This window comes from Granulicella aggregans, assembly GCF_014203275.1.
GTDB lineage: Bacteria > Acidobacteriota > Terriglobia > Terriglobales > Acidobacteriaceae > Edaphobacter.
The window spans coordinates 884,598-904,832 of the sequence record NZ_JACHIP010000001.1 but is presented as its reverse complement, the minus strand read 5'-3'; the positions used below and the strand labels follow the sequence as shown (position 1 = coordinate 904,832).

General features: G+C 57.3%; 33 protein-coding genes. 31 read left to right on the top strand and 2 right to left on the bottom strand.

Features of this window, described 5'->3' with window-relative positions; all coding sequences use genetic code 11:
• The first annotated feature begins 1 nt into the window (after position 1).
• The 31 genes from rpsJ to rplQ all read left to right on the top strand — a co-directional run bounded on the left by rpsJ (position 2) and on the right by rplQ (position 18,372).
• Positions 2 to 319 carry a 30S ribosomal protein S10 gene (rpsJ, locus tag HDF16_RS03895; RefSeq protein WP_013581294.1) on the top strand — a complete coding sequence of 106 codons (318 nt, stop codon included), beginning with the start codon at positions 2 to 4 and terminating at the stop codon, positions 317 to 319.
• A gap of 97 nt (positions 320 to 416) precedes the next feature.
• Entirely contained in the window at positions 417 to 1,157 is a 741-nt protein-coding gene (gene rplC, locus HDF16_RS03890) for a 50S ribosomal protein L3 (protein WP_184213803.1), read from the top strand.
• A gap of 83 nt (positions 1,158 to 1,240) precedes the next feature.
• Positions 1,241 to 1,936 (top strand): 50S ribosomal protein L4, encoded by a 696-nt coding sequence (rplD, locus tag HDF16_RS03885; protein WP_184213802.1) that lies wholly within the window; start codon positions 1,241 to 1,243, stop codon positions 1,934 to 1,936.
• Positions 1,936 to 2,229, top strand: coding sequence for a 50S ribosomal protein L23 (locus HDF16_RS03880; protein WP_184213801.1), 294 nt, complete (start codon positions 1,936 to 1,938; stop codon positions 2,227 to 2,229). Before rplD ends, HDF16_RS03880 begins: the two co-directional genes overlap by 1 nt.
• 89 nt (positions 2,230 to 2,318) lie before the next feature.
• Positions 2,319 to 3,143 carry a 50S ribosomal protein L2 gene (rplB, locus tag HDF16_RS03875; protein WP_184213800.1) on the top strand — a complete coding sequence of 275 codons (825 nt, stop codon included), beginning with the start codon at positions 2,319 to 2,321 and terminating at the stop codon, positions 3,141 to 3,143.
• A 110-nt stretch (positions 3,144 to 3,253) separates the two neighbouring features.
• Positions 3,254 to 3,538: a 30S ribosomal protein S19 gene (gene rpsS / locus HDF16_RS03870; RefSeq protein ID WP_184213799.1), complete on the top strand. Its 285-nt coding sequence runs from the start codon at positions 3,254 to 3,256 to the stop codon at positions 3,536 to 3,538.
• Positions 3,539 to 3,608: 70 nt separating this feature from the next.
• Positions 3,609 to 4,115 (top strand): 50S ribosomal protein L22, encoded by a 507-nt coding sequence (gene rplV, locus HDF16_RS03865; protein ID WP_184213798.1) that lies wholly within the window; start codon positions 3,609 to 3,611, stop codon positions 4,113 to 4,115.
• A 144-nt stretch (positions 4,116 to 4,259) separates the two neighbouring features.
• Positions 4,260 to 4,934 (top strand): 30S ribosomal protein S3, encoded by a 675-nt coding sequence (gene rpsC / locus HDF16_RS03860; RefSeq protein ID WP_184213797.1) that lies wholly within the window; start codon positions 4,260 to 4,262, stop codon positions 4,932 to 4,934.
• A 124-nt stretch (positions 4,935 to 5,058) separates the two neighbouring features.
• Positions 5,059 to 5,493, top strand: coding sequence for a 50S ribosomal protein L16 (gene rplP, locus HDF16_RS03855; RefSeq protein ID WP_184213796.1), 435 nt, complete (start codon positions 5,059 to 5,061; stop codon positions 5,491 to 5,493).
• A 72-nt stretch (positions 5,494 to 5,565) separates the two neighbouring features.
• Complete coding sequence (gene rpmC, locus HDF16_RS03850; protein ID WP_184213795.1) at positions 5,566 to 5,841, top strand: 50S ribosomal protein L29; 276 nt, start codon at positions 5,566 to 5,568, stop codon at positions 5,839 to 5,841.
• A 3-nt stretch (positions 5,842 to 5,844) separates the two neighbouring features.
• Positions 5,845 to 6,195, top strand: coding sequence for a 30S ribosomal protein S17 (gene rpsQ / locus HDF16_RS03845; protein ID WP_184213794.1), 351 nt, complete (start codon positions 5,845 to 5,847; stop codon positions 6,193 to 6,195).
• Between the two features lie 62 nt (positions 6,196 to 6,257).
• Positions 6,258 to 6,629: a 50S ribosomal protein L14 gene (gene rplN, locus HDF16_RS03840; RefSeq protein ID WP_184213793.1), complete on the top strand. Its 372-nt coding sequence runs from the start codon at positions 6,258 to 6,260 to the stop codon at positions 6,627 to 6,629.
• A 93-nt stretch (positions 6,630 to 6,722) separates the two neighbouring features.
• Complete coding sequence (rplX, locus tag HDF16_RS03835) at positions 6,723 to 7,052, top strand: 50S ribosomal protein L24 (protein ID WP_221312460.1); 330 nt, start codon at positions 6,723 to 6,725, stop codon at positions 7,050 to 7,052.
• 89 nt (positions 7,053 to 7,141) lie between these two features.
• Positions 7,142 to 7,687: a 50S ribosomal protein L5 gene (gene rplE, locus HDF16_RS03830; RefSeq protein WP_184213792.1), complete on the top strand. Its 546-nt coding sequence runs from the start codon at positions 7,142 to 7,144 to the stop codon at positions 7,685 to 7,687.
• 66 nt (positions 7,688 to 7,753) lie between these two features.
• A complete protein-coding gene (locus tag HDF16_RS03825) occupies positions 7,754 to 7,939 on the top strand; it encodes a type Z 30S ribosomal protein S14 (RefSeq protein WP_184213791.1) in 186 nt (61 codons plus the stop codon).
• A gap of 185 nt (positions 7,940 to 8,124) precedes the next feature.
• On the top strand, positions 8,125 to 8,523 hold the full coding sequence (rpsH, locus tag HDF16_RS03820) for a 30S ribosomal protein S8 (protein WP_184213790.1): 399 nt from the start codon (positions 8,125 to 8,127) through the stop codon (positions 8,521 to 8,523).
• Between the two features lie 104 nt (positions 8,524 to 8,627).
• A complete protein-coding gene (gene rplF / locus HDF16_RS03815; RefSeq protein WP_184213789.1) occupies positions 8,628 to 9,173 on the top strand; it encodes a 50S ribosomal protein L6 in 546 nt (181 codons plus the stop codon).
• Between the two features lie 94 nt (positions 9,174 to 9,267).
• The gene (gene rplR / locus HDF16_RS03810; RefSeq protein ID WP_184213788.1) at positions 9,268 to 9,633 is read left to right on the top strand and encodes a 50S ribosomal protein L18; all 366 of its coding nucleotides are present in this window, start codon (positions 9,268 to 9,270) and stop codon (positions 9,631 to 9,633) included.
• A gap of 47 nt (positions 9,634 to 9,680) precedes the next feature.
• Positions 9,681 to 10,190 carry a 30S ribosomal protein S5 gene (rpsE, locus tag HDF16_RS03805; protein WP_184213787.1) on the top strand — a complete coding sequence of 170 codons (510 nt, stop codon included), beginning with the start codon at positions 9,681 to 9,683 and terminating at the stop codon, positions 10,188 to 10,190.
• Positions 10,191 to 10,257: 67 nt separating this feature from the next.
• Positions 10,258 to 10,449, top strand: a complete 192-nt coding sequence (gene rpmD / locus HDF16_RS03800) for a 50S ribosomal protein L30 (RefSeq protein WP_184213786.1) — start codon at positions 10,258 to 10,260, stop codon at positions 10,447 to 10,449.
• An 80-nt stretch (positions 10,450 to 10,529) separates the two neighbouring features.
• Positions 10,530 to 11,006, top strand: coding sequence for a 50S ribosomal protein L15 (rplO, locus tag HDF16_RS03795; RefSeq protein ID WP_184213785.1), 477 nt, complete (start codon positions 10,530 to 10,532; stop codon positions 11,004 to 11,006).
• A gap of 121 nt (positions 11,007 to 11,127) precedes the next feature.
• Positions 11,128 to 12,537: a preprotein translocase subunit SecY gene (gene secY / locus HDF16_RS03790; RefSeq protein WP_184213784.1), complete on the top strand. Its 1,410-nt coding sequence runs from the start codon at positions 11,128 to 11,130 to the stop codon at positions 12,535 to 12,537.
• Positions 12,538 to 12,546: 9 nt separating this feature from the next.
• The gene (locus HDF16_RS03785) at positions 12,547 to 13,287 is read left to right on the top strand and encodes an adenylate kinase (RefSeq protein ID WP_184213783.1); all 741 of its coding nucleotides are present in this window, start codon (positions 12,547 to 12,549) and stop codon (positions 13,285 to 13,287) included.
• A gap of 116 nt (positions 13,288 to 13,403) precedes the next feature.
• The gene (gene map / locus HDF16_RS03780; protein WP_184213782.1) at positions 13,404 to 14,156 is read left to right on the top strand and encodes a type I methionyl aminopeptidase; all 753 of its coding nucleotides are present in this window, start codon (positions 13,404 to 13,406) and stop codon (positions 14,154 to 14,156) included.
• Between the two features lie 123 nt (positions 14,157 to 14,279).
• On the top strand, positions 14,280 to 14,498 hold the full coding sequence (gene infA / locus HDF16_RS03775; protein WP_013581270.1) for a translation initiation factor IF-1: 219 nt from the start codon (positions 14,280 to 14,282) through the stop codon (positions 14,496 to 14,498).
• A gap of 132 nt (positions 14,499 to 14,630) precedes the next feature.
• Positions 14,631 to 14,744 carry a 50S ribosomal protein L36 gene (gene rpmJ, locus HDF16_RS03770; protein ID WP_174335722.1) on the top strand — a complete coding sequence of 38 codons (114 nt, stop codon included), beginning with the start codon at positions 14,631 to 14,633 and terminating at the stop codon, positions 14,742 to 14,744.
• 169 nt (positions 14,745 to 14,913) lie between these two features.
• A complete protein-coding gene (rpsM, locus tag HDF16_RS03765) occupies positions 14,914 to 15,294 on the top strand; it encodes a 30S ribosomal protein S13 (protein WP_184213781.1) in 381 nt (126 codons plus the stop codon).
• On the top strand, positions 15,294 to 15,719 hold the full coding sequence (rpsK, locus tag HDF16_RS03760; RefSeq protein WP_184213780.1) for a 30S ribosomal protein S11: 426 nt from the start codon (positions 15,294 to 15,296) through the stop codon (positions 15,717 to 15,719). Before rpsM ends, rpsK begins: the two co-directional genes overlap by 1 nt.
• 134 nt (positions 15,720 to 15,853) lie before the next feature.
• Positions 15,854 to 16,486, top strand: a complete 633-nt coding sequence (rpsD, locus tag HDF16_RS03755) for a 30S ribosomal protein S4 (protein WP_184213779.1) — start codon at positions 15,854 to 15,856, stop codon at positions 16,484 to 16,486.
• A 198-nt stretch (positions 16,487 to 16,684) separates the two neighbouring features.
• Positions 16,685 to 17,785, top strand: coding sequence for a DNA-directed RNA polymerase subunit alpha (locus HDF16_RS03750; protein ID WP_184213778.1), 1,101 nt, complete (start codon positions 16,685 to 16,687; stop codon positions 17,783 to 17,785).
• A gap of 107 nt (positions 17,786 to 17,892) precedes the next feature.
• Positions 17,893 to 18,372 carry a 50S ribosomal protein L17 gene (rplQ, locus tag HDF16_RS03745; protein WP_184213777.1) on the top strand — a complete coding sequence of 160 codons (480 nt, stop codon included), beginning with the start codon at positions 17,893 to 17,895 and terminating at the stop codon, positions 18,370 to 18,372.
• A gap of 189 nt (positions 18,373 to 18,561) precedes the next feature.
• Here the strand turns inward: rplQ and HDF16_RS03740 are convergent, their stop codons facing one another.
• Positions 18,562 to 19,254, bottom strand: a complete 693-nt coding sequence (locus tag HDF16_RS03740) for an SPOR domain-containing protein (protein ID WP_184213776.1) — start codon at positions 19,252 to 19,254, stop codon at positions 18,562 to 18,564.
• A 39-nt stretch (positions 19,255 to 19,293) separates the two neighbouring features.
• Positions 19,294 to 20,085 carry a slipin family protein gene (locus HDF16_RS03735; RefSeq protein ID WP_184213775.1) on the bottom strand — a complete coding sequence of 264 codons (792 nt, stop codon included), beginning with the start codon at positions 20,083 to 20,085 and terminating at the stop codon, positions 19,294 to 19,296.
• Positions 20,086 to 20,235: the final 150 nt, after the last annotated feature.

Here is a 20,235-nt window from a genome sequence, read left to right as displayed (position 1 = left end):
AATGGCTGGACAGAGAATCAGGATTCGTTTGAAGGCTTATGACTACCGCGTGCTGGATACGTCGACCGGCGAGATCGTCGAGACGGCGAAGCGCACCGGAGCCCAGGTTGCGGGACCGATTCCGCTTCCGACGATGAAGAACAAGTATTGCGTTCTGCGCTCGCCCCACGTCGACAAGAAGTCACGCGAGGCTTTCGAGATCCGTACGCACAAGCGCTTGATCGACATCCTCGAGCCGACGCAGCAGACCGTGGACGCGCTGATGAAGCTCGATCTGCCGGCTGGTGTAGACGTTGAGATCAAGACGGTTCAGAAGTAAGTAGATTTCGGTAAAACGTTTCTAGTTTTGCTAAGTGAAGTAGTAACACCGGCAGTGCTGGACTAGAAGTTCAGCATGATGAGGAAAGGAAATTCAAATGTCAGTAGTAGGAATTCTCGGTAAGAAGATTGGCATGACCCAGGTATTCGATGAGCGCGGTGATGTTCACCCGGTCACGGTCCTGAAGGCTGGCCCATGCGTCATCACGCAGCTCAAGACGCTGGCGAAGGATGGCTACGAGGCCGCTCAGATCGGCTATGTTGATTTCATCAAGGCATCGAAGGTCAACAAGGCGATGACTGGCCACTTTGCGAAGTCGAACGTTCCTCCGGTCAAGATGATCAAGGAAGTCGCGCTTGAGACAGTGAAGACGGTTGAAGGCGAAGAGGCGGTTGTTGCGAAGGCTGGCGATCGTATTCTGGTCGACATCTTCAACGACGAGCGCTTTGTTGACGTCATTGGAACCTCGAAGGGCCGCGGATTTGCTGGCGTTATTCGCCGCCACGGCTTCGGCGGTGGTCCCAAGTCGCACGGTCACATGTTCCAGGTGCAGGGTTCGATCGGAGCTTCTTCGTTCCCGTCGCGCGTATTCCCTGGCCAGCGTATGCCGGGCCACATGGGCCACGCGCAGATCACGGTCCGCAACCTCCGCATCCGCAGCATCGATCTTGACGACAACCTCATCCTGGTCGATGGAGCTGTGCCCGGACCTCGTGATGGTTTCGTGCTGATCTCGAAGGCAAAGGCTCCGCCGCGCGAGCGTCGTGGATTTGCCGGTGCCGCCACGAAGGACGCGCTGAAGGCTTCGAAGAAGGCTGCTCCTTCCAAGAAAAAGTAACTCCGCATAAATGAATTGGTTCTCCAATTCATAAACAAGGTCAGGGCCCGCCGCATCGATGGCGGGCAAGAAGAGAGAAGACGATGGCAAGCATCAATGTAGTAAATCTGACTGGAGCGAAGGTTGGCGAGTTTCAGCTCGCTGAACTGTTCAGCCAGGAGATCAACGACGCTCTGCTCTGGGAGTCGGTAAAGCAATACCGCGCTTCTTTACGTCAAGGCACTGCCGCGACCAAGACGCGTAAGAACGTCTCGGGTTCGGGCAAGAAGCTTTGGAAGCAGAAGGGCACTGGCCGCGCGCGTATCGGATCGATCCGTTCGCCGCTCTGGCGCTCGGGTGGTACGGTCCACGGACCTCAGCCGCGCAGCTACGAGTATGCCTTCCCGCAGAAGAAGCTGATGGGCGCTCTGCGTTCGGCTATCTCGGCGAAGATCACCGAGGGCAAGATCACGATCGTTGAGAACTTCAATGTTGCCGAAGGCAAGACGAAGCTTTATCGCAACGCGTTGAACACGCTTGAAGCGGGTAAGACGACGCTGCTGGTTGAGTCCAGCCGCAAGCTCGACGAGAAGCTGTACCTGGGATCGCGCAACCTGAAGGGTGTTGAGCTTGTGCTCAGCTCCGAGGTGCACCCCTACGACCTCCTTCGCTACGAGCACGCAGTGTTCTCGGTCGATGCCTTCGAAGCACTGCAGGACACCTTGAAGAAGTTTGTATCGAAGCGCAAGCACGCTGAGAAGAACGCAGGCACGTCGCAAGAAGAAAGTGAGGTTGCGTAATGCCTACCCTCTATGAAGTGATTCGCCGCCCCCTGATTACCGAGAAGGGCATGACCGTGAAGGAGACGCAGAACACCCTGGTGTTCGAAGTCGCCCTGAAGGCCACCAAGACTGAAGTGAAGCAGGCCGTTGAGACGTTGTTCAAGGTAAAGGTCGAGACGATCCGCACCGCGACCGTCGAAGGCAAGGAGCGTCGCCGTGGTAAGTACTCCGGCTACCGCCCTGACTGGAAAAAGGCTTATGTTCGCCTGAAGGAAGGCGAAAAGATGCCGGAGTATCTGGATAGTCTGTAGGCCACAGCCCGTAGACGTATTTACTGAACGAATTTCGAAATTTGCGTCGCTATAGAAATAAATAGCCGCGCGGCAGAAGGAACAAGATAATGCCGATTAAATCATTTAGACCGATTACACCGACGCTCCGCTTCCAGACGAAGCTCGTCAACGACGACCTGACGACGGACAAGCCCTACAAGCCGCTTCTCGCGGTAAAGCCGCGTACCGGCGGTCGTAGCAGCACCGGCCGTCTGGCTATCCGCCACCAGGGCGGCGGTCACAAGCAGAAGCTTCGTCTCATCGACTTCAAGCGCGACAAGTACGGGATTCCCGGCAAGGTCGAGACGGTTGAGTACGATCCGAACCGCAGCTCGCGCATCTGCCTGATTGCTTATGCTGACGGCGAGAAGCGTTACATCATTCAGCCGATCGGCTTGACGGTTGGGCAACAGATCATGAGCGGACCGGATGCAGACATCCTGGTTGGCAATGCTCTGCCGCTGAAGAACATCCCCACCGGTACGATCGTGCACAACATCGAGCTTCGTCCCGGCAAGGGCGCGCAGATGGCGCGTTCAGCTGGAGCCCAGGTCAACCTGATCGCGAAGGAAGGCGACTACGCTCTTCTGAAGCTGCCTTCGGGCGAGACCCGCAAGGTGCTGGTTGAGTGCATGGCGACGATCGGCCAGGTCGGCAATACGGACCACGAGAACGTCACTATCGGTAAGGCGGGACGTAACCGCTGGAAGGGCATTCGCCCGGCCAACCGTGGTGTCTCGATGAACCCGGTCGACCACCCACACGGTGGTGGTGAAGGTAAGACTTCAGGCGGACGTCACCCGGTAACTCCGTGGGGCCAGCCTACGCGTGGTTACAAGACGCGTAACAACAAGCGGACGGATGTATTTATCGTCAAGCGTCGCAGCAAGTAATTCGGTTTTAGTAGTTAGTTTTCGGTTCTTAGTTCTGAGAGAAACACCAAGTCTCGCACCTAAGAGATTCGTCGTATCGAGCATCGCAACAGAGTTACGGAGCTAAGCAAATGTCACGTTCACTGAAGAAGGGCCCTTTCATCGACGCGCACCTCATGAAGAAGATTGAGGGCATGAACCAGATCAACGAGAAGAAGGTGCTGCGCACCTGGTCTCGCCGGTCGACCATCCACCCCGACTTTGTCGGTCACACCATTGCGGTGCATAACGGCCGCAAGTTCATCCCGGTCTACGTGACGGAGAACATGGTTGGCCACAAGCTGGGCGAGTTCTCGGCGACCAGGACCTTCAAGGGCCACTCGGCCAAGTCGGGCGAATCGGCAAAGCCTCGTTAGTCTGTAGGGCGGCAATCTGCCGCGATGAAGTGCAGTGACGGAACAAGTTTGAGTTACGAAGGACGATGTTATGGCTAAGGCAGCAGCAGTAAAAGTGAGAGAGTTTCGCGCGGAAGCAAAGTTCCAGCGCACCAGCCCGCAGAAGGCGAAGTTGGTTCTCGACCTCATCAAGGGACTCCGCGTAGAGCAGGCGCTCAACACGGTCCACTTCAGCACGAAGCGTATCGCTCCGGTGGTGGAGAAGGTCCTCCGTTCGGCGATCCAGAATGCCAGCTACGTCTCGGACGAGCAGGGCCTGGATGTCGATGTCGATAACCTTTACGTTCACACCGCGGTGGCGAACGAAGGCCCGCGCATGAAGCGTATCCGCCCTGCCCCAATGGGCCGCGCGTTCCGCTACCAGCGCAGGCTCGCACACATCATCGTGACGGTTGCCGAGAAGAAGGCTCCGGAAGCGGCGGTTAGCGCAACGGATGCTCCGGTCAAGAAGGCAGCAGGGAAGAAGACTGCAGCCAAGAAGACCGCCGCGAAGAAGGCTCCGGCTAAGAAGGCAGCCAAGAAGACGGCCGCGAAGTAAGGGTTCAATAGGCGTCATAAACGCAGATTCCCTTCGGGAATGACAAACAAAATGCGGGAATGACAAAGAAGATTTGAAGTAAAATTAAAGTTTTGCGAATGCCCTGCCGGCTCAACCGGCAACAGGGCCGGAGTAAAGGAAGCTATGGGACAGAAAGTCCATCCGTATGGGTTTCGCCTCGGGATCAACAAGCCGTGGAAGTCACGCTGGTTTGTGGAACGCGGCTACGACAAGCTGCTGGTCGAGGACGTAAAGCTGAAGGCTGAGCTGCGCGAGAAGCTGAAGGCCGCCGGCGTGAGCTCGGTTGAAGTAGAGCGCCCAGGCAACAAGCTGCGTCTGATCATCCGCACTGCGCGTCCGGGCATCATCATCGGCCGCAAGGGTGCCGAGATCGACAAGCTCAAGGCCGACATCCAGAAGCGCACCAGCCGCGAGGTGTTCATCGATATCCTCGAGGTCAACAAGCCGGAGCTTGATGCTCAGCTTGTGTCCGAGGCAATTGCGTTGCAGCTCGAGAAGCGCGTCAGCTTCCGCCGCGCGATGCGCAAGTCGGTCGATTCGGCACTGCGTTTTGGTTGCAAGGGGATCAAGGTCCGCGTATCGGGCCGTCTGAACGGCAACGAGATTGCTCGTTCGGAGTGGTATCTCCAAGGCCGCCTGCCGCTGCACACGCTGCGCGCGGACATCGACTACGGGTTCTCCGAGGCCCACACGACCTATGGAATCATCGGCGTGAAGACCTGGGTCTACCGTGGCGACATCTACGAGCAGAAGAAGCGGCGCGACCAGGTTACGACGACGGGCGCATTCGCTTCCTAAGGGCAGCGAAAGGCAGCTTGAAGCAGCTAAGCGCAGCGGAACATCGCTGATGGCAGCAGGATTTGATGGACTAGTTCCTGGCGAATAGCTGGGGCTAGAAGCTAAGAGCTAAGAGGGTTTCATTATGTTGATGCCAAAGAAGGTCAAGTACCGCAAGCAACAGCGCGGTCGCATGTGCGGTAAGGCATGGCGCGGAAGCGATCTGTCGTTCGGTGAGTTCGGCCTGAAGGTCGTCGAATGCGGTTACATCACCGATCGCCAGATCGAAGCGAGTCGTATCGCCATGACGCGTTTCATCAAGCGTGGCGGCAAGGTGTGGCTGCGTATCTTCCCGGACAAGCCGATCACGAAAAAGCCTGCCGAAACCCGTATGGGTAAGGGTAAGGGAGCTCCGGATCACTGGGTTGCGGTTGTGCGCCCGGGCAAGATCCTGTTCGAGATGGAAGGCGTAACGCCTGAGCTCGCGAAGGAAGCGATGCGTTTGGCTGCCCACAAGCTGCCGCTGAAGACGACCTTCGTGATGCGTCACGATGTGAAGGCTACGGTAGCTGCGAAGTAAGTTCGAGCAATAGATTATTCGGCCGGATTCAATCGATCAGGCCAGCAACTTTGTAGTGAAGAGAGAAGAATTATGGAACTGACAAAGATCCGCAGCCTGAGCGACGAAGAGCTGAAGACGGAGCAGGCGAAGGCCGGCGAACAGATCTTCCGCATCCGCTTCCAGAAGAGCCTGGGCAACCAGGAAGGCATCAAGAAGCTTCGCGTGCTGAAGACGGACATCGCCCGCATCAAGACTATTGCTCGTGAGCGCACTTTGAGTGCGGAGCGCGAGGCCAACCCGGTGGTGAAGAACGTCGCCCCGGCCAAGAGCACACGCACCGCGCGCAAGAACGCGAAGAAGGGCTAACCCATGGCAGAGACAGTGAACACTACCCCCGCAACTACGGACGCTACGGCTGAAGCAGCGGCTACGCGCCGCAACGAGAAGGTCGGCCTCGTCGTTTCGACGAAGATGCAGAAGACCATCGTGGTCGAGATCGAGATGCGCAAGGCGCACCCGAAGTACAAGCGCGTAATGAAGTCGAACAAGAAGTTCTACGCGCATGACGAGCAGAACTCCGCTCGCGTCGGCGATGTGGTCCGCATCCGCGAGGCTCGGCCGCTTTCGAAGCTGAAGCGCTGGTCGCTCGAGGAGATCGTTCGCCGCTCCTCGCTCGCGCAGGCTGAAGACAAGGCCCCGGTCGCTGCACCGGCGAAGTAGTTCGCCCGGCGCATTTAGAAATTTGCAGTAGAAGCTTTGGTTAGAGATTCAGGAGCCGAACGATGTCAGTACAAATGAGAACAATGCTTGACGTGGCCGATAACTCGGGCGCACGCAAGTTGCAGGTAATCCTTCCGCTCGGCGGCGGGCTGGGCAAGAAGGCCGGTCTCGGCGATGTCGTTACGGCAGCGGTGAAGGAAGCTTCGCCCGACGGGACGGTCAAGAAGGGCAAGGTCGTGAAGGCGGTCATCGTCCGCACGCGCAAGGAGTATCGTCGCCGCGATGGCACGTATATCCGCTTCGACCAGAACGCCGCTGTCGTGATCAACGACTCGAACGAGCCGGTTGGGACGCGTGTGTTCGGACCTGTTGCTCGTGAGCTTCGCGACAAGAAGTTTTTGAAGATTGTTTCGCTGGCGCCTGAAGTTATCTAACTTCGGATGTTGGTTAACCGTAATTATTAAGCGAGCCGGTCTTAGACCGAGGGACTTCGGCAGATAGCCGGAGTCGATAGCGAGGAGCTAGTTATGGCAAGCATCAAGATCAAGCGTAATGACCAGGTTGAAGTAATCGCTGGCAAGGATAAGGGTAAGAAAGGCCGCGTCCTTCGCGTCATCGGAGAGAAGAACCGCTTGTTGGTTGAGGGCGTGATGATGATGAAGAAGCACGTGAAGCCGAATCCCCAGCGGAACATCAAGGGCGGCATTGCGGAGCAGGAAGCGACCATCCACATCTCGAACGTGATGCTGATCGACGCTGAGGGTAACAAGACGCGCGTTGGCACTCGGGTTGAGGGTGACAAGAAGGTTCGCGTTTCGAAGGTTTCTGGGAATGTGATTCCCGAGAAGAAGAAGTAAGTAATTCTGTAACTAAGGTGCACCCTACGAAACGGTAAAGGCCCATCGGGCATGACTCCGGAACCGTGGAGAAAGCGAAGAGAGCAATCATGGCAGCACGATTCAAAGAGAAGTACAACAACGAGATCAAGCAGGCGATCGCGAAGGAACTGAACATCGAGAACGCGATGGCGATTCCGAAGCTCGAGAAGATCGTCATCAACATGGGTTTGGGCGAAGCGACCCAGAACGTCAAGATCATGGACCCGCTCGTGGCTGACCTGGCATCGATTGCCGGACAGAAGCCGGTGACGACCAAGGCGAAGAAGTCCATCGCTGCGTTCAAGGTTCGCGAAGGCATGCCCATCGGAGCGATGGTGACCCTGCGCGGCGATGCGATGTATGAGTTCCTGGACCGCTTGATTTCGATCGCGCTTCCGCGTGTTCGAGACTTTAAGGGCGTCTCGGCGAAGAGCTTCGACGGCCGCGGCAACTACACGCTGGGTCTGCGCGATCAGCTTATCTTCGCTGAAATTGACTACGCGAAGGTTGACAAGCTCAAGGGTATGAACGTGACCATCGTGACGACCGCCAAGGACGATAACGGCGCGCGTACGCTGCTGAAGGCGTTCGGTATGCCCTTTCGTACTGCCTAAGCGTTAGAAACAGGCAGAACAAGTTCGGTGAAATCCACAAGTTTCGCGTAGAATTGAAAGAGAGTTATGGCAACTACAGCAAAACGCGTCAAAGACGCACGAGTTCCGAAGTTCAAGTCCCGCCAGCACAACCGCTGCCAGATCTGTGGTCGCCCTCGCGCTTTCCTGCGCAAGTTCGGCGTCTGCCGTCTCTGCTTCCGTTCGCTCGCCCTCAAGGGTGAGATTCCGGGTGTTGTGAAGTCCAGCTGGTAATTCCGTTTGACGCGGGTCTGGCGCAGAGCCGAGACCTGCAAAACTCCAGAGACCTCATTTCGTTGCTTCTTCGGAAGCTTCAGAGTGCAGAAGTCTGGACGTAATTTGTAGCAACATTTCCGCTGGTTCTCGCGAGTGCTTTGACAAAAAGCAGGCGTGAGCGAACGGGGAATGAAGGAGAATTGATGAACCTGACCGACCCAGTAGCAGATTTTTTGACCCGCATCCGCAACTCCGTCCGTGCCCGCCACCAGAAGCTTGACGTTCCCGCCTCGAAGTTGAAGGCGGAGATCGCTCGCATTCTGAAGGAAGAGGGTTACATCGCGAACTTCAAGCCTGCTGAAGAGAATGGCATGAAGGTGATCCGGGTATACCTGAAGTACGGCCCGAACAACGAGTCCGTCATTCGCGACCTGAAGCGCATCTCGCGTCCCGGTTGCCGCGTTTACCTTGGCCGCGACGAGATTCGCCGCGTGCAGGGTGGACTTGGTATCTCGATCATGACGACACCGAAGGGTGTTATGACCGGCCGCCAGGCTCGCCGTGAAGGCGTTGGCGGAGAGATCCTCGCTGAAGTTTGGTAATTCTTTTTGAATTTAGGGACTACGGCGTGAGATATCGCCGGGCTGCAGTGGAACTTATCGGTTTCGACTTATAAGGGACTCGCAAGCCACATAAGGATTAGTACATGTCACGTATTGGTAAAAAGCCGATTCCGCTTCCGGCGGGCGTCAAGTGGACCGTCAACGCGGAAGGTACTTCCGTTCTCGTCGAAGGCCCGAAGGGCAAGGTCAGCGCGATTCTCCCTGGCGGCATCAAGCTCGTCGTCAAAGAGGGCAATCTGATCGCTGAGCGCGAGAATGATAAGCAGGCCGCGTTTCACGGGCTTGCTCGTTCGCTCGTGTTCAACGCTGTAACCGGCGTTACGACTGGCTGGACCAAAGAGATCGACATCGTCGGTATCGGATACCGTGCGGAGTTGAAGGGCAAGAACATGGTTGTGTTCACGCTCGGCTACTCGCACCCGATCGAGTTCCCGCTGCCTACGGGCATCGAGGTAACGATCGATCCGAAGCAGACGCACCTTGTGGTCTCCGGAATCGACCGCCAGAAGGTCGGCCAGATTGCCGCCGATATGCGTTCGCTGCGTAAGCCTGATCCGTACAAGAACAAGGGCGTTCGCTACACCGGTGAGAAGCTGAAGAAGAAGGTCGGAAAGACCGGCGCCAAGTAAAGCTTAGGGACCAGGGCTAATGTCCTGGTCCCACCAAAAAAGATAGAGACCGAACGTCATCAGCACTCTGGTGACGCTACTAGGAAGGGAAAAAATGATTAATCCTCGTCAACGTAATGTCATTCGCCAGCGCGTTCACACGCGTATTCGCGAGAAAATGTCTGGCACCGCGGAGCGTCCGCGCCTCAATGTGTACCGCTCGCTCAACCACATCTACACGCAGCTGATCGACGACCTGAATGGCGTCACGATCGCCTCCGCTTCGTCGATGGGCAAGAAGGGCGAAGAGAAGGTCTACGGCGGCAACGTCGAGGCTGCAAAGGCTGTCGGCAAGCTGATCGCTGAGCGCGCTATCGAGAAGGGCGTCAAGAAGATCGTGTTCGATCGCGGCGGCTACCTGTATCACGGCCGCGTGAAAGCTCTCGCTGACGCTGCCCGTGAAGCTGGGCTGGACTTCTAAAGGTTCTTAGGCGCCTGGACAGGCAGCCAGAAAGCTGGATAAAGACTATGGCAGTTCTCAAGAAGAAGATTGACGCAAACCGGCTGAACCTGAAGGACGAGGTTGTTTCGATCAACCGCGTAACCAAGGTCGTCAAGGGCGGTAAGAATATGTCCTTCGCCGCGCTGGTTGTGGTGGGTGACGCCGGTGAAGGCGTTGTGGGCTACGGTTCGGGCAAGGCCAAGGAAGTTCCCCAGGCGATTCGCAAGGGGATCGAGTCGGCCAAGAAGAACCTGTTCAAGATCAACCTGACCGAGACCACGATTCCGCACCAGGTGCTTGGCCACTTCGGCGCTGGTTCGGTGATGTTGAAGCCGGCTCCGGAAGGTACGGGAATCATCGCTGGTAAGACGGTTCGCGCTGTGATGACGTCGGCTGGGATTCAGAACGTGCTGACGAAGTCGCTTGGCACGGCGAACCCGCACAACGTGATCAAGGCGACATTTGACGCGCTGATCCAGCTCCGCAACAAGAGCGAAGTTGCTGCCCTGCGTGGCAAGTCGGAAGACGAGCTCTAAAGACAGTTTTACGTTGTACGTTTCGCGTTGCAGGTGACCGCGGGCGGCAACTATCAGGAGAAGAGTTATGGCAGATACAAATGCAGTCGCGAAGATCAAGCTGCAGTACTTCCGGTCGAAGATCTGCACGCCGGTGAAGCACAAGTCGGTTATCAAGGGACTTGGATTCACCCGGCTGAACCAGATCGTCGAGCGCGAAGATACACCTTCGATCCGCGGTATGGTAGCGAAGGTTCCGCACCTTGTTCGCTTCGTCTAAGGGCAGGATATAAACCGCAACACAAATTACATGCGAGTCGGCCAGCTTCGAGCTGCCGGCGTTATAGCGAGGAAATAGAAATGGCAATTCGTAATCTTTCCAATCTGCGCGCTCCTAAAAAGGCGAATGAGAACAAGAAGCGTGTCGGCCGCGGTATGGGTTCGGGCATGGGTAAGACATCTACCCGTGGACACAAGGGCCAGGGATCGCGCTCGGGTTCGAGCCTGATGCGTGGTTTCGAAGGCGGCCAGATGCCGCTGCACCGCCGTCTGCCGAAGCGCGGCTTCACTAACATCTTCCGCGTTGAGTACACCGTACTTGGCTTGGACCGCGTGGCTGAGCTCGTCGCTGAGCATGGCGCGATCGAGTTCACGCTCGAGAAGATCGTTGAGCTGAACCTGCTCCGCCGGAAGAACGGCCTGATCAAGGTTCTGAACAATGGTGAGATCAGCTCGGCTGTGACGATCCATGCGCACAAGTTCTCGAAGTCGGCTAAGGAAGCGATTGAGAAGGCTGGCGGCAAGGCGATCGTGATTGGCGAAGCGGCTGCAGCCTAAGAATTACCAAGGATCTTTTGTAAAGTGCAAAGCCAGGCCTGCGTGCCTGGCTTTGCACGATAGAATTCAGAGAACGCAATTCATCTTCAACTTGCTTTAGCCCCGAGGTTCCAGAGTTCTGATGTTTGAGAAAATTGCCAACATCTTTCGTATCCCCGACCTCCGCAAGCGCGTGCTGTTTACGCTGGGTCTTCTCGCTGTATACCGCCTTGGCGCACATATCCCGACACCGGGCATCAACGCCGACCTGCTGGCGCAGTTCTTCAACCAGAACTCAGGCTCCGCGCTTGGGTTGGTTGACCTGTTCTCGGGCGGAAACCTGCGCAAGCTGACGGTCTTCGCGCTGGGCATCATGCCGTACATCACTGCGTCGATCATCTTCCAGCTGCTGACGGTTATCTATGAGCCACTGGCGAAGCTGCAGAAGGAAGGCGAGCTTGGTCGCCGGAAGATCACGCAGTGGACTCGGTACGTGACAGTGCTGCTGGCGATTGTTCAGTCCACCGCTATTGCGGGGGGCTTGATGGGAACGCAGACCGGCGCGCCGATGGTGACCATCTCGCACTGGCTGTTTGGCCCGCTATGCGTGCTGACCTTGACGACCGGAACGGCGTTTATCATGTGGCTGGGTGAGCAGATCACGGAGCGCGGTATCGGCAACGGTATGTCGCTGTTAATCTTCACCGGTATCGTGGTTGGCCTGCCGCGCGGTATCGAAGACCTTTATGTGAAGGTTCGCGACGGCGCATGGGGAGCTTTGACTCCTCTCGTCGTGATCCTGCTGGTTGCCGGTATGGTCGCGGTCGTTGCGTTCATCGTCTTCGTCGAGAAGTCTGAGCGCCGGATTCCGGTGCAGTATGCGAAGCGTATTGTCGGCCGCAAGATGATGGGTGGTCAGTCGACCCACCTGCCGCTGAAGGTGAACTCCGGTGGTGTGATGCCGGTGATCTTTGCAAGCTCGATCCTGTCGGTGCCGCTGCTGTTTGGTGGCGTGAACTGGTTTGGTACGCCACTGCGCGACACTTCTTTCTTTAGCCCGATCTTTCGCAATATCGCTCCTGGCGAGCCCATGTATGAATTGATCTTCATCATTGCGATCATCTTCTTTGCTTACTTCTATATCTCGATCGTCTTCCGCCCTGATGACATTGCGGACAACATGCGGAAGTACGGTGGCTTCATTCCTGGTATCCGTCCGGGGAACCGTACGCGCGACTTCATCAACGATGTGCTGACGCGGATCACCCTGGTTGGAGCGGTCTATCTGATCATCATCTCGCTCGTACCGACGTTGTTGATCAGTGGTATTCACTTCAACCATCTCTGGTTGGTTGGGTCGCTCTTTGACCGGCTGCCCACGGTGTTTACCAACGGACTTGGGGTGAACTTCTACTTTGGTGGAACTTCGCTGCTGATCGTTGTGGGCGTCGCGATGGATACGGTACAGCAGATTGAATCACAGCTGATCATGCGGCATTATGACGGATTTACGCCGAAGTCTGGCCGCATCCGTGGCCGCAAGAGCTGGTAAGGGAACGCATTGACAGACTCGATACAGAGAACACCGGCCTCGGCGGAAGATTTCCTGCCCGGGCCGGTTCTTCTTCTTGGCGCTCCGGGAGTTGGTAAAGGCACGCAGGCGCAGATCCTGATGGCGGAGTACGGGATTCCCCAAATCTCGACGGGCGAGATTCTGCGGAAGAATATCGCCGACGGGACGGAGCTTGGATTGAAGGCCAAGGGGCTGATGGACCAGGGCCTTTTTGTCGACGATGAGACGGTGAACGGGATGGTTGCGGCTCGGCTGCATGAGCCTGGGGCTGAGCGCGGTTTTATTCTTGACGGGTATCCTCGGACATTGGCACAGGCAGGATTTATCGATGGGCTGCTGGAGGTTCACCAGGTTTCTGGACAGATGACGCTGCGGCTTCTGGCGGTCAGTTTGAAGGTGGATGAGCAGGAGTTGCTGAAGCGGATCACCGGGCGACGGATCTGCCCGGCCTGCAAGCGGAGTTATAACGTCTACTCGGAGCCGCCGCTGGTTGCGGGCATCTGTGATGTTGAGGGAAGCGAACTGGTACAGCGGCCGGACGATACGGAAGAGACCTTTCGGGAGCGGATGGTGGAGTACAACGCGAAGACGGCGCATGTGATTGAGCATTATCGCGGCCAGGGATGTTTTGCTGAGGTTGACGGGGCGAGGCCGGTTGCGGAAGTGACGGCTAGTGTTGTGGCGGCTTTGAAGAGTTTGCGGGCTGCGGAAGTGGTTGGGAAGGGCTAAGGACGTATCTCAGCGGCTAAAGCCGCAGGGCGGGACAGGCTCTGAAGGTACGGCTGAAGCCGTGCTGTTAAGTGAGACGAGGATCGTAGGGAGTCTTCGCTCCATCTAAAGGATCTATGGCAATTGTGATTAAGACCCGGGCTGAGATTGAGAAGATGCGGGAGTCAGGCAAACTGCTGCGGCAGGTGCATGACGTGCTCGCGCCGTTGGTAGTGCCGGGTGCGACGACGATGGATTTGGAGAATGCGGCGAACGCGAAGATTGCGACGTTCTCCGGCGTGAAAGCGGCGTTCAAGGGGTATCACGGGTTTCCGGCGGCACTTTGTACGTCGGTGAACGCGCAGGTGGTGCACGGGATTCCGAACGAGAAGGTTGTGCTGAAGGATGGCGATCTCGTTTCGATCGACTGCGGCCTGATTCTGGATGGCTACTACTCGGATGCAGCGGTGTCGTATGCGGTCGGCAAGGCTTCGCCGCAGACGCAGCGGTTGTTGGATGTGACGAAGGCGTCGCTGGAAGAGGCGATCAAGTTTGCCGTGGTCGGCGGGCGGCTGTTCGACATCGGAGCTGCGGTGCAGACGATGTGCGAAGCTGAGGGGTTCGGAGTGGTGCGGGACTTTGTGGGCCATGGCATCGGGCGGTCGATGCACGAGGACCCGCAGGTGCCAAACTTTGGGACCAAGGGTAAAGGCCCGAGGCTGAAAGAGGGCATGGTCCTGGCGATCGAACCAATGATCAATGCCGGCAAGCCCGAAGTGAAGACGCTGAAGGATGGCTGGACGGCGGTGACCGTGGATGGAAGCTATAGCGCCCATTTTGAGCACACGGTCGCTATCACAAAAGATGGGCCGTACGTACTTACCCGCTAGGTTTTTCAAGGGAAACAGGGTATCATCAGAGATGCTGCGTGAACCTCGGCCTTCGTGTGCCGTTGTGATCCAAGCAGATCAAGAAGATTCACAGTTTGGGTAGTTGTTTTCAAGGAGATTCGTTTGTCGAAGGAAGATGCAATTGAAGTGATGGCGGTGGTTGTCGAGACCCTGCCAAACGCGATGTTCAAGGTCGAGCTCGAGAACAAGCACCAGGCGCTCGCGCACGTATCTGGACGTATGCGTAAGAACTTCATCCGCATTCTCCCCGGTGATCGCGTTGCGATTGAGTTGAGTCCTTACGACCTCAACCGTGGCCGCATCGTCTACCGCTACAAGTAGACTCTCTCCCCTTGCAGGAATTTAGCTAATAGCTTCCAGGCGCTAGCTGAAGTAGAAGTTGGGTACTATCGCGCGCCTTCAACCGGCAGTATGCGGTCGAAGGGCGAAAGCTTTTGTTTGAAGGGAAATAACATGAAGGTTCGTGCATCCGTAAAACCGATTTGTGACAAGTGCAAGGTCATCCACCGCCGTGGTGTGGTGCGTGTGATCTGCGAGAACGCCAAGCATAAGCAGCGCCAGGGCTAATACCTTGGCCCTCGCATAAGCGAAGGCCTTACAGTTTCTGAACTGCCCGGACCCAGCAGGCGAGTTAGCCGAAGTTAAGGCTTGCGATGAACCTGGTGGAATCGATCCGCAAACCAACTAACCCTGCTTCGCAGCTTTGATCTGCGAGGCCCTACAGAAAAGGAACCCTATGGCACGTATTGCCGGTGTCGATGTCCCGAACAACAAGCAGGCGAAGATCGGGCTCACGTACATCTTTGGAATTGGCGATTCGCGCGCGATGAAGATCCTCACGAAGGCCGATGTTGACCCTATCGCGAAGATCGGCACGCTCGACGAAGACGCTCTGAACCGCATCCGTCAGGTGATCGAAGTGGAAGGCGGCATTGAAGGCGATCTCCGCAAGGACATCTCGCTGAACATCAAGCGCCTGATCGAGATTCAGTCGTACCGTGGCCTTCGCCATCGCCGCAGCCTTCCGGTTCGCGGACAGCGCACCCACACGAACGCTCGTACCCGCAAGGGCCCCCGCAAGGGCACGGTTGCCGGTAAGAAGAAGGTGACCAAGTAATGGCGAAGACTCAGAATCAGCAAAAGAACAAGTCGGCTGCAGGGAAGAACAAGAAGTTCAAGAAGCGCGAGCGGAAGAACGTTCCGTACGGTCTTGTGTTCATCCAGGCTTCTTTCAACAACACCATTGTCACGATCACGGACCAGACCGGCAACACGCTGAGCTGGAAGAGCTCGGGTTCGCTCGGCTTCCGCGGATCGCGTAAGGGCACTCCGTTTGCGGCACAGCAGGCAGCGGTTGGAGCGGCGAATGCTGCTCGCGACCACGGTCTTCGCTCGGTCGATGTGCGGGTTTCGGGACCGGGTTCGGGACGTGAGTCCGCGATCCGTGCGCTCGCGACTGCTGGCATCGATGTGCGCAGCATCCGCGACGTTACGCCGATGGCGCATAACGGATGCCGTCCGCCGAAGCGCCGCCGCGTTTGATCTAAGTGTGAAAGCGATGTGCCGCAGCTGAGTTATTGGCTGCGGCGCATCGGTCGTATCAGATTCATTGGATCGGGACATGAAGCGCTGGTATGGCGTGTAAACCGATCGTCACTCGATTCAGGAGATAAGAAATGGCACGTTATACAGGCGCAGTCTGCCGTCTTTGCCGTCGTGACGGCACCAAGTTGTTTCTCAAGGGAGCCAAGTGCTTCAGCGAGAAGTGCCCCGTTGAGAAGCGCAACTTTCCCCCAGGGCAGCATGGACAGAGCCGCAAGGTGAAGAAAGTTGTGGGCTACGGTCTGCAGCTTCGCGAGAAGCAGAAGGCCAAGCGCATCTACTTCACGCTCGAGACCCAGTTCCGCGCGTACTACCAGAAGGCTTCGAACAAGACCGGCGTAACCGGCGAACTGCTCTTGCAGCAGCTTGAGACGCGTCTCGACAACGTGATCTACCGTCTTGGTTTCGCGATCAGCCGCCGCCAGGCTCGCCAGGTGGTTCGTCACGGACACGTTCAGGTGAACGGCCGCAAGGTGAACATCCCGTCGTTCCAATGCAAGATTGGCGATGAGATCGCGATTCGCGAAGGTTCGAAGGCGCTTGCGCTTCTCGAAGAGGCAAAGGGCTTTGCCAGCGGTCAGAACTCTGTGCCGTGGCTTGACATCAACCGCGATGGTCTGTCGGGCAAGGTCATCGCTCTGCCGTCGCGTGCGGACATCAACCTGCCGGTGAACGAGCAGCTGATCGTCGAACTTTACAGCAAGTAGTAGCTGGCTTGCTGCTGGTTGAGAGCCTCGGCAGTGTAGAGGCTAAAAGCAGATTCCCTTCGGGAATGACAAACAAGGGGTGGGTCGTCGCTGGAACAAGGCGGCTCACCTGAGCATCACCCACAATTTCACCCGTAACAGTAGTACACCGCCATAATCGCAGAATGCATCGCGAGTGAGCCGGATAAGGAGAAACACATGCTTTGGAGAGGTTTTCAAAAGCCCAAGCGTCTTGCAGTCGACACCGAAACACTCACAGACAAGTACGGCAAGTTTTCCGCTCAGCCCTTTGAGCGTGGCTTCGGTACGACGATCGGCAACGCGCTTCGCCGGACTTTGCTTTCATCCATTGAGGGCGCTGCTGTAACCGCCGTTCGCATCGAGGGCGTGCTGCACGAGTTCCAGTCGATCACCGGCGTGGTTGAAGACGCTACCGACATCATCCTGAACCTGAAGCAGATCCCGTTCAAGCTGAACGGCGAAGGCCCGAAGGCTCTCTACCTGCGGTCCGATGCTGCTGGTGTTGTGACCTCGGGCATGATCGAGGCCGACGGCGATGTTGAGATTCTCGACCCGAACGTGTATGTCTGCACGATCTCTGAGGGCGGCAAGATCGACATGGAGATGCGGTTGAAGCGTGGCCGCGGCTACATCTCGGCTGACAAGAACTTCGACGGCGACCTTGGTCTTGGGTTTATCCCGGTTGACTCGGTTCACTCGCCTGTTCGTAAGGTGAACTACCTCGTTGAGGCTGCGCGTCTTGGTCAGATCACCGACTACGACAAGCTCTCGATCGAGATCTGGACGAACGGCACTGTGCTTCCTGCTGACGCGCTTGGTCTTTCCGCCAAGCTGCTGAAGGATCACATGACCATCTTCATCAACTTCGAAGAAGAGATGGAGGCAGGTCACGACAGCCTGCACGATGGTCCGGCGATCCGCAACGAGAACCTCAACCGTTCCGTTGAAGAGCTCGAGCTTTCTGTACGTAGCTACAACTGCCTGAAGAACGCCAACATTGCCACCATCGGCGAGCTGATCCAGAAGACCGAAGCCGAGATGCTGAAGACCAAGAACTTCGGCCGCAAGTCGCTCAACGAGATCAAGGAAATTCTTGCTCAGATGGGCCTTTCGCTCGGCATGAAGATCGACGAAAACGGCAACCCGCAGCCTGGCCCGACCTCGGTCCTTCCGGCGGCGACGCTGGCAGCGAGCTTCGGTCACTTCGACGATGATGATGAAGAGGACGACGAGGATGATCTCGACGATCTTCAGGGAACCGAAACCGAGAACTTCTAACCAGTACTGGGTCCACGAGGCGGAGTCTCTGCCTTGTGGGCCCATTTTCATGAACTGAACTACGTAGTATCCGACGCCTGCAAAAGCAGGAGTCGAAGGAGATCACAATGCGTCATCGTAATGCCGGATTTAAACTCGGCCGCAATACCAGCCATCGTCGCGCTATGCTGCGCAACCTCGTCACGTCTGTCATTCTGATGGATCGCGTTGAGACCACCATCACCAAGTGCAAGGCTTCGCGCCCGATCGTCGAGAAGATGATCACGCTGGGTAAGAACGGCTCTGTTCATGCACGTCGCCAGGCTCTGGCTTACCTGATGACGCCTGAGTCGGTCGACCGTCTGTTCAATGTCGTTGCGCCGCGCTATGCGAGCCGCAATGGCGGTTACCTGCGCATCACGCGCACTGGCCCGCGCAAGGGCGATGCTGCGGAGCTTGCTTACATTGAGCTCCTCGGAGCCGAGCATGAGCTGAACGAGAAGGCGCAGAAGCGTGCTGAATCTCGCGAGAAGAAGCGCGCTGAGCTGGCGAAGCAGCTTGAAGAGCGTGGAGAGGGCGAGCAGCCTGATCCGAACGCAGAGGTCTAAGGGCAGGGAATAGGGTGCAGCGATCGATTGCTGCTTCTGCCCAAAAGGTAAGAAGGACGCGGCCACCTTGTGGTTCGCGTCCTTTTTCGTGCGCAACAGGTCGGTTGAAAGGATTTGGGAGGCTGGGGCGTTACGTGCTCTTTCGGATATAGATCTCGAGAATGGCGAGACAAAGAGGCATGCCGCGCCTCACTTAACGATGGCGTTATAGCCATCGGCGAGCAGGTGCTGGCGCATGGCGTCTGCGTCTTTGCGGGTGGCGAAGGGACCAACCTGGACGTGGAGCAGGTGGTCCTGGGGCTCGTTACGGATGAAGACGGTGTAGCCCTTCTTCTTAAGCGCGGCGATGAGGGTGTCCGCGTCTTCCTGGTGGGAGACGGCGGCGATCTGGACCATCGTGGTGCCGCTGGAGGTGGCTGTTGGCATAGCAACTGGAGCAGTCGCCGGAGCCTCCGCTGGTGCCTTCAGCGCGACGGGGCGGGCTGCGGGTTTGACGGGTGGCTCAGTGGAGGATGTGACAGGGGCGGTCACGATTTCGCCGTCGGGATCGCTCGGAGTGTTGGGCTTGGCGTCCTGAGGCTGGGTGGTCGCGGCGTGGACGGGGGAGCCGGAGCTACCGGCCGATGGCTTGAAGCTGCTGAAGACTCCGCCCGTGGAAGTAGAAGGCTGTGGTGTGGCCGCAGTGATCGCGGTCTGTACGGACTTTCGGCCCATGGAGTAGCCGAAGCCGAAGAAGATGGCACAGAGCAGGGCGAGGCCGAAGAAGATGCCAAGGATGGTGCCGGTGCCGAGGGAGATCTCGCGGTCTTCCTGATCGATGCGGGTGCGGTCGTGTTCCCGATAGTCGGATACGTCGCGGTCTCTGTCGTGAAGGGTGGCCATGGTAGTTCCTGTTGAAGCCGGAGTGTACGTGGTTCGAAGTTAGGGAACGATTGGAGGTTCGGGTGTATTGGCGACGGCGGGAGCTGGGGCGGCGAAGGTTTTGTTCAGGAGATTCATCAGCTCCATGGGGAGCGGGAAGACGATTGTGGTGTTCTTCTCGACGCCGATCTCGGTGAGGGTCTGGAGGTAGCGGAGCTGGAGGGTCATGGGCTGGGTGGCCATCAGTTCGGCGGCTTCGACGAGCTTAGCGGCGGCGTTGAACTCGCCTTCAGCGTGGATGACCTTGGCGCGGCGTTCTCGTTCGGCCTCGGCCTGCTTGGCCATGGCGCGGAGCATGGACTCGGGCATGTCGACCTGCTTGACTTCGACCGAGACAACCTTCACGCCGAATGGGGCAGTATGGCCGTCGATGATGGTCTGAATACGGAGGTTGAGTTGGTCGCGGTGTGCGAGGATGCCGTCTAGTTCGACTTCGCCGAGTACGGAGCGGAGGGTAGTCTGAGCGAACTGTGAAGTCTGGTAGATGTAGTTCTGGACCTCGATGACCGCCTTGACAGGGTCGATGACCCGCATGGTGACGACGGCGTTTACCTTGAGCGTGACGTTGTCTCTGGTGATGACATCCTGTGGGGGGACTTCCATCGCTTCCTGGCGCATGCTAATGCGGCGGATGCTGTCAATTGGGCGAAAGACGAAGATGACGCCGGGTCCCTGAGCCTGGGGACGGACGATACCAAGGCGGAGGACAACGCCGCGCTCGTATTGGTTGACGATCTGGATGCAGCTGAGGCAGTAAAGGACGATGATGGCGACGATGATCAGCAGGGGCATCTGGCGTTGACCTGTGCATGGTGACCGATGAGGAACGTCGGGTATGCGTAGTCAAGTCTACTCTTGCCGGAGATGGTGGCGAATGTGAAATGACCGCGTGGGGCGTGCCTATTCTGGCTCTCCCTTGGATTTTAGGTGGGTTTATCAGGG

Bases quoted from the DNA above. Each gene is read 5' to 3' on its own strand.
- rpsJ (WP_013581294.1), top strand. From the start codon at position 2: ATGGCTGGACAGAGAATCAGGATTCGTTTGAAGGCTTATGACTACCGC.
- rplC (WP_184213803.1), top strand. From the start codon at position 417: ATGTCAGTAGTAGGAATTCTCGGTAAGAAGATTGGCATGACCCAGGTA.
- rplD (WP_184213802.1), top strand. From the start codon at position 1,241: ATGGCAAGCATCAATGTAGTAAATCTGACTGGAGCGAAGGTTGGCGAG.
- HDF16_RS03880 (WP_184213801.1), top strand. From the start codon at position 1,936: ATGCCTACCCTCTATGAAGTGATTCGCCGCCCCCTGATTACCGAGAAG.
- rplB (WP_184213800.1), top strand. From the start codon at position 2,319: ATGCCGATTAAATCATTTAGACCGATTACACCGACGCTCCGCTTCCAG.
- rpsS (WP_184213799.1), top strand. From the start codon at position 3,254: ATGTCACGTTCACTGAAGAAGGGCCCTTTCATCGACGCGCACCTCATG.
- rplV (WP_184213798.1), top strand. From the start codon at position 3,609: ATGGCTAAGGCAGCAGCAGTAAAAGTGAGAGAGTTTCGCGCGGAAGCA.
- rpsC (WP_184213797.1), top strand. From the start codon at position 4,260: ATGGGACAGAAAGTCCATCCGTATGGGTTTCGCCTCGGGATCAACAAG.
- rplP (WP_184213796.1), top strand. From the start codon at position 5,059: ATGTTGATGCCAAAGAAGGTCAAGTACCGCAAGCAACAGCGCGGTCGC.
- rpmC (WP_184213795.1), top strand. From the start codon at position 5,566: ATGGAACTGACAAAGATCCGCAGCCTGAGCGACGAAGAGCTGAAGACG.
- rpsQ (WP_184213794.1), top strand. From the start codon at position 5,845: ATGGCAGAGACAGTGAACACTACCCCCGCAACTACGGACGCTACGGCT.
- rplN (WP_184213793.1), top strand. From the start codon at position 6,258: ATGTCAGTACAAATGAGAACAATGCTTGACGTGGCCGATAACTCGGGC.
- rplX (WP_221312460.1), top strand. From the start codon at position 6,723: ATGGCAAGCATCAAGATCAAGCGTAATGACCAGGTTGAAGTAATCGCT.
- rplE (WP_184213792.1), top strand. From the start codon at position 7,142: ATGGCAGCACGATTCAAAGAGAAGTACAACAACGAGATCAAGCAGGCG.
- HDF16_RS03825 (WP_184213791.1), top strand. From the start codon at position 7,754: ATGGCAACTACAGCAAAACGCGTCAAAGACGCACGAGTTCCGAAGTTC.
- rpsH (WP_184213790.1), top strand. From the start codon at position 8,125: ATGAACCTGACCGACCCAGTAGCAGATTTTTTGACCCGCATCCGCAAC.
- rplF (WP_184213789.1), top strand. From the start codon at position 8,628: ATGTCACGTATTGGTAAAAAGCCGATTCCGCTTCCGGCGGGCGTCAAG.
- rplR (WP_184213788.1), top strand. From the start codon at position 9,268: ATGATTAATCCTCGTCAACGTAATGTCATTCGCCAGCGCGTTCACACG.
- rpsE (WP_184213787.1), top strand. From the start codon at position 9,681: ATGGCAGTTCTCAAGAAGAAGATTGACGCAAACCGGCTGAACCTGAAG.
- rpmD (WP_184213786.1), top strand. From the start codon at position 10,258: ATGGCAGATACAAATGCAGTCGCGAAGATCAAGCTGCAGTACTTCCGG.
- rplO (WP_184213785.1), top strand. From the start codon at position 10,530: ATGGCAATTCGTAATCTTTCCAATCTGCGCGCTCCTAAAAAGGCGAAT.
- secY (WP_184213784.1), top strand. From the start codon at position 11,128: ATGTTTGAGAAAATTGCCAACATCTTTCGTATCCCCGACCTCCGCAAG.
- map (WP_184213782.1), top strand. From the start codon at position 13,404: ATGGCAATTGTGATTAAGACCCGGGCTGAGATTGAGAAGATGCGGGAG.
- rpmJ (WP_174335722.1), top strand. From the start codon at position 14,631: ATGAAGGTTCGTGCATCCGTAAAACCGATTTGTGACAAGTGCAAGGTC.
- rpsM (WP_184213781.1), top strand. From the start codon at position 14,914: ATGGCACGTATTGCCGGTGTCGATGTCCCGAACAACAAGCAGGCGAAG.
- rpsK (WP_184213780.1), top strand. From the start codon at position 15,294: ATGGCGAAGACTCAGAATCAGCAAAAGAACAAGTCGGCTGCAGGGAAG.
- rpsD (WP_184213779.1), top strand. From the start codon at position 15,854: ATGGCACGTTATACAGGCGCAGTCTGCCGTCTTTGCCGTCGTGACGGC.
- HDF16_RS03750 (WP_184213778.1), top strand. From the start codon at position 16,685: ATGCTTTGGAGAGGTTTTCAAAAGCCCAAGCGTCTTGCAGTCGACACC.
- rplQ (WP_184213777.1), top strand. From the start codon at position 17,893: ATGCGTCATCGTAATGCCGGATTTAAACTCGGCCGCAATACCAGCCAT.
- HDF16_RS03740 (WP_184213776.1), bottom strand. From the start codon at position 19,254: ATGGCCACCCTTCACGACAGAGACCGCGACGTATCCGACTATCGGGAA.
- HDF16_RS03735 (WP_184213775.1), bottom strand. From the start codon at position 20,085: ATGCCCCTGCTGATCATCGTCGCCATCATCGTCCTTTACTGCCTCAGC.